The organism is Vibrio maritimus, assembly GCF_021441885.1.
GTDB classification, from domain to species: domain Bacteria; phylum Pseudomonadota; class Gammaproteobacteria; order Enterobacterales; family Vibrionaceae; genus Vibrio; species Vibrio maritimus_B.
Genome location: NZ_CP090438.1, coordinates 1,772,756 through 1,778,036, shown reverse-complemented (window position 1 = coordinate 1,778,036; position 5,281 = coordinate 1,772,756). Strand labels below are relative to the sequence as shown.

3 protein-coding genes are annotated in these 5,281 nt (G+C 42.7%); all 3 read left to right on the top strand.

The features are described 5' to 3' along the window. Nucleotides 1-322: 322 nt before the first annotated feature. From LY387_RS08180 to LY387_RS08170, 3 genes are read left to right on the top strand one after another with little or no spacing between them, the layout of a single operon-like run. Nucleotides 323-1,669, top strand: a complete 1,347-nt coding sequence (locus LY387_RS08180) for an HlyD family type I secretion periplasmic adaptor subunit (protein WP_234496022.1) — start codon at nt 323-325, stop codon at nt 1,667-1,669. Nucleotides 1,670-1,672: 3 nt separating this feature from the next. Continuing rightward, complete coding sequence (locus tag LY387_RS08175; protein ID WP_234496021.1) at nt 1,673-3,907, top strand: response regulator; 2,235 nt, start codon at nt 1,673-1,675, stop codon at nt 3,905-3,907. Next, complete coding sequence (locus tag LY387_RS08170) at nt 3,882-5,264, top strand: TolC family protein (RefSeq protein WP_234496020.1); 1,383 nt, start codon at nt 3,882-3,884, stop codon at nt 5,262-5,264. Before LY387_RS08175 ends, LY387_RS08170 begins: the two co-directional genes overlap by 26 nt. Nucleotides 5,265-5,281: the final 17 nt, after the last annotated feature.

The following is a 5,281-nucleotide window of genomic DNA, read 5'->3' as shown; positions in this document are numbered from 1 at the left end:
GTTGCCTCCATTGCCACGCGAGCTTATAAATCAGACACTTTCATGTTAGGCAGTAAAGGAAATGAGAAACAAAAGACAAGAATTTCTGAGGTAAAAATTAGAGAAAAGTTTAGACGTTGATCACGAACCTCATATTTAAGCTTCTTTAAGGCTTTTGGGATGGCCCCACAAACTACAGATAAACAAGGAAATTTTTTTGAAAAGTGACCATTTATATACTTAGCTATTGATGAACAATATTTGTACACAAAACTAATCTAACCAACTGATGCAGCGTATATTCTAGTAGGAAAGTTTAGTTTTCTATCAGCGGGGGGCGATCGTGAGTAAAAGTAACATCGAGCATCACATTAAGAACGCGCTGATAAAAAACAGCGAAAAGTCTGAGTCAGATTACGTTGAAGCTGTTGAAATCAAAAGTGCAATGACGACGGTGCATAAGACCTTACTGCTCACATTCGTCATCGTTCTCGTGTTACTTATCATCGCATCTCAGGCTAGGATCGACATCGTCGTTTCTTCGAGAGGGGAACTGCTTCTTGAGTCCGATATTGAGAAGGTGCAGCACCTTGAGGGGGGGATTTTAGACTCTATGCTCGTTAAACCAGGAGATATCGTTTATGAAGGTCAGCCTATTGCTCGACTCCGAGCTATCGAGCGTAACTCTCAATTAACAACTGCCAATACTGAAATAGCCCAACTTGAGATGGACCGTTTACGATATCAGCATCTTATATCGCAAACAGAACCTGACTTTAGTGAGTACAGTAATTTTCCTGACTTGGTACGCGTAAACCAAACCACGTGGCGACATGAAAATGATAAGAACGTATCCGCTGAAGTGTTGATTCAGCATGACATTGAGCACAAGGAGACGTTAATAGCGTCAATGAAAAAGCGGCGCGTAAGCTCTCTCAATCAACTGAAGCTCATCAGAAAGCAGCTAGATATCAAAGAAACGCTCTATAAAGAAGAAATGGCGTCATATGTTGATGTGCTGAATATGAAAGTTCAAGAATCTAATATGGTTCGTGAGATTGAGAACTTAGATGAATCTTTAATGAATGAAGACTTTCAACTCGCTCGACTAAGTAAGCAACTCACTGACCTTATCGTCAATCGAAACTCCGAGTACCAGTCTCAGATCATTCAGGCGAACAAAGACCTAGAAATTAAAAGAATCCAACAACCTCAGCACTCAGACAAAGTTGATCGTTTGATTGTTTACTCTCCAGTAGACGGCGTCGTAGATAAGGTGCATTTTAACTTCCGCTCGGCGGTAGTCCCTCCTGGTGAGAGTATCGCTGACATCGCCCCACTCAATAATCGTCTGCATGGTGAAGCGAAAATACCTAGAAAGGAAATGGGGTTTGTTGAAGTCGGACAAGAGGTGAAGCTTAAGTTTGATACTTACAACTTTGCTAAGTATGGCTTTATGCCAGGTACGATTACTTCGATTAGTCGATCGTCCTATGAGGAGGAGGAAACAGAATACTATCTAGCAAAAATTACCATTGAGCATGATTTCTTAGAGCGTTCAGGGACCAAATATAGCCTGTCGCCCTTTATGGAGTTTACAGCCGACATTAAAACTGGCGACCGACGAGTCATTGAATACGCAGCTAAACCAGTAATGTCAGCGATTGAGGATGCATTCGATGAGCGGTGATGCATGAAGAAACCATATAAAGTTTATACTTTCCCAATCATTAAACTCGGCATAGTATTTCTACTATGCCTTTCTGCCATTGGGGCATGGTTTTCTTTTCAATACTTGACTGCCTCGAACAACGAATCCATTTTTTCAACTCCGCTCATTCGTCAGACCGAACAGCTTAATTTGCAGCTAGAGCGTACTATTTTGATATTAGATTCTTGCCTTGATACTCAGCAATGTGAAGAGGTACGCGCAAACCTAAATGATGTCCTGTTGGAACTGAATTCATTCAAAGCGATAGCAGCGCTAGATAAAAAGCAAGTGAGCCTTGTGGGCGCTGTTGAGTATAGTAATTTGCAAGTGGCGATTAATCGTTTCTTCTCTAAATTGGATGTTGGTGAGCTCGAGTATAGACAACTAAAGCAAGCTCTAAATACGAATTATGTGGAAATTCGTAACCGCTTCGATGATCTATTTTTTGTGGAACATCAGCACGTTTTGGACACAATGAAAACGTCAGTCAACGTGATCATCGCTATTTTCCCTCTGCTCTCTGTTATCGCGATCTCAGTCGTCCTTGGTGGGTGGAATCGACTCAAGAAGACGGTGCGAGCCCGTAAGTCTGTGAATGACAGTTTTGAGTCGTTAGCCGACAGGCTTGACGAGTTAGACTCGCCTAAAATTGACCAAATACTAAATACCACTGATATCGATCCTGTCGAAAGAAGCATCTATTCGAAACTGCGTGTTTTGCATGAGAAAGTGGACAAACAGCAACAAGATGCCGACCTAAATCAGCAGCTCTACGGTCTCATCGGTTATGAGATTCGCGGCATTACCAATACCATCAAAGGCGGTATTCATTACTTAGTGCAAGATGCAGATGAGAATACAGCAGTGCTTGCGCAAGATATCACTTCTGCTGCCAATACGCTTTCCGAGTTAGCTGAAAACTACAATAGATTGCTGTCTCAGGGGCGTGACAAGAGCAGTAGCGCTTTCTCCTTTCTTGATGTTGTGTCTGAGTTAACGATTCATGTTAAATCTAAACTGCAGCGCGAGGACCTCTCTTTGGAATGTGCCTTTATTGGCAGTATCCCAAACTTAGTTCTTGGTCACCAAACGAGTCTGTTTTGGATGTTGTTCCTAAAACTCTCAAATGCGATTCAAGTTCAAAGTGGGCGCAACGTTCTTTTGAAAATCGAGACGGGAAATTCTGAAGATGTTGATAAATCTAGGGTTACGTTGTCACTCTTCTTTCTGACTACTACTAATGTAAAAATGATAAAGGTTGACTCCCTTCATTGGACAGAGCGTGCGGATTCTGTGGGGAGCAATGATGAGTGGACCAAGTCTATTCTTGGAAATGTCGGTCACTTTACTTCTAAATGGTTTGAGTCGGGTAAACAGCGTCTGTTTCAAGTTGATATTGATTTAGAAGCACAGAGCTACTACGCCCCTAATTCAAGTACATTAGAGGGTAAACACTTGGTGATTTGTAGTTCTGGTGCCCTATCGCTGGATATTCTTTCAACGACCTTAACCACTGCTGGCGCAACATTTGAAATCAGTGAAGACCCGAATGATTTATTTAGACTCAATCCAAAAGAAAGCAAAGTCGATGGGATTATTATCACCGATGCAATCGAAGGTATCCAAATAGCGCCATTCAGCAAAACACTGAGCTCTCGCCTTAAAGCGACTGGCACAAAACTATTTTTGCTATCGAGTACCTCTGAGCTTGCTCAGAGCACACATGAGTTTGTCGACAAGGTCTTCTTTAGTCCGATCCTGCCTCATGAATTTATCCCTAACCTCCGTGAAGCCCTTGAAGCAGAGTCCGTGGAGGAGACCTTAGAGAACAGCTCATTCTTGATCGTTGAGGATGACAAGGTTCAACAGTTCTTGTTGAAACGTATCTTGATGAAGCAGGAGTACAACGCGGACACAGTCGGTGATGGCTCAGAAGCGGTGGAATGGGTTAAAAGCCAGCGTGCCGATATCATCTTTATGGACTGTATCATGCCTGGTATGGGGGGCATTCAAGCGACCAAACTTATTCGTGAACATGAAAAAGAAACCGACGTATCAACGCCTTCTACCATTATCGGTGCGACTGCATTAACCAGTGTGGCAGAACACAAGGCGTGTATTGAAGCAGGTATGGATTACGTTATCAGTAAGCCATATAAAAGTGATGAAATATTGAAGGTGATCAAGAAGTATGTGGCCTATCAGAAGATCAGTTAATATCGCTCTGGTTAGTCTCTTACCCTTTAATGGATATGCGCTAACCCTTTTGGAGGCCGTTCAGATTGGCCTCAATAATAATGTGTCTCTTATCGCTAGTCGAAAAGGCGTTGAAGAGAACGCATACAACATTGATGTCAGTCGTTCGAAGTTTCTTCCTACAATCTCTGCGAATGCGACAAGCACTTGGAGTGGGAATCGTACCGTATTGAGTGGCACTGATGACACGACGAACAGTTATAACGATCACGGCTATAGTGTCTCGCTTAGCCAAAGTCTCTTCAATCTCGCCGACATCTATAAGTACGGTACAGCGAAGCTCGACTTTAATATCGAAGAGATAAAAAACGAAGCCAAAACGCAAGAAATCATCCAAGAGATCGCCATTCAGTATTTCGAGTTTTTAAAAAACGGTGCCCAAACGCGTGCTACCAAAGCAGAGCTAGACTCCTCTCTTGCGAGACTCAAGCAAATGCAACGAAACGTTGAGTTAGGAAATGTAGCCGCGAGCGAGTTATATGAAGTCGTTGCACAAAAGGAAGGGATTGCCAACCGACTTAGAACTCTCGGCAAAGATAAAGATGTGATATTGAATACTCTAGAGTTATTAACTCAGTATCCCGTCATCCCTACACAAGATCTGCAGCGCAGTCTATTGTTGGCAGAGATTACGCTCGATAAGCGAAATGACCTGCTCACTCAAGCGATGCAATACAACAACGACATCATTGTGTCAGAAAAAACGCTGGAGCGTAGTTTCAGAACCTTAAAAGAAACAGGTTCTAATTTCGCCCCTAGCGTAGCAGCCAATGCCAGTTACCGACATGACGATACCAACAACTTCGATCCGATCACTACGCCAGGCGCTACGGGTATCAGTGATTCTAAATCACTCGGTTTGACGCTTACGGTACCGATTACTACAGGCGGTTCGGATTACTATGCCTATAAAAAGAACGAAAAGACGATAGAGCGGAATGAGTTACTTCTGTTAGATACCAGAAATACAGTTAAGAACGATCTAGAAACATCCGTTCTTAACATCAACGACTTTTCTCAATCCATCTTCACCTTCGAAAATATTATTCGAGCTAATTATTCTTCCTACAATGGGATCAAGAGAGCTTACGAATTGGGGACTCGTACCCTAACCGATCTACTAGCGGCAGAGAGCAAGCTATTTAACGCCATTAGGGATTATGAGAGTGCAAAGTACGACTATGTTATTGAGTCAATCCGGTTGGATAAGACCGTCGGGAATCTATCTCCATTGAGTATTGAGAAAATCATGGATCTTATGGTGAATGCCTCGACAATTCGTGAGAGCGACGTAATACCCGAGCACCTAAAGAACTGATTTAGGAAAGGACTAGC

What these genes read in the sequence shown, in the direction of transcription:
- LY387_RS08175 (WP_234496021.1), top strand. Translation starts at nt 1,673, where the DNA reads ATGAAGAAACCATATAAAGTTTATACTTTCCCAATCATTAAACTCGGC.
- LY387_RS08170 (WP_234496020.1), top strand. Translation starts at nt 3,882, where the DNA reads ATGTGGCCTATCAGAAGATCAGTTAATATCGCTCTGGTTAGTCTCTTA.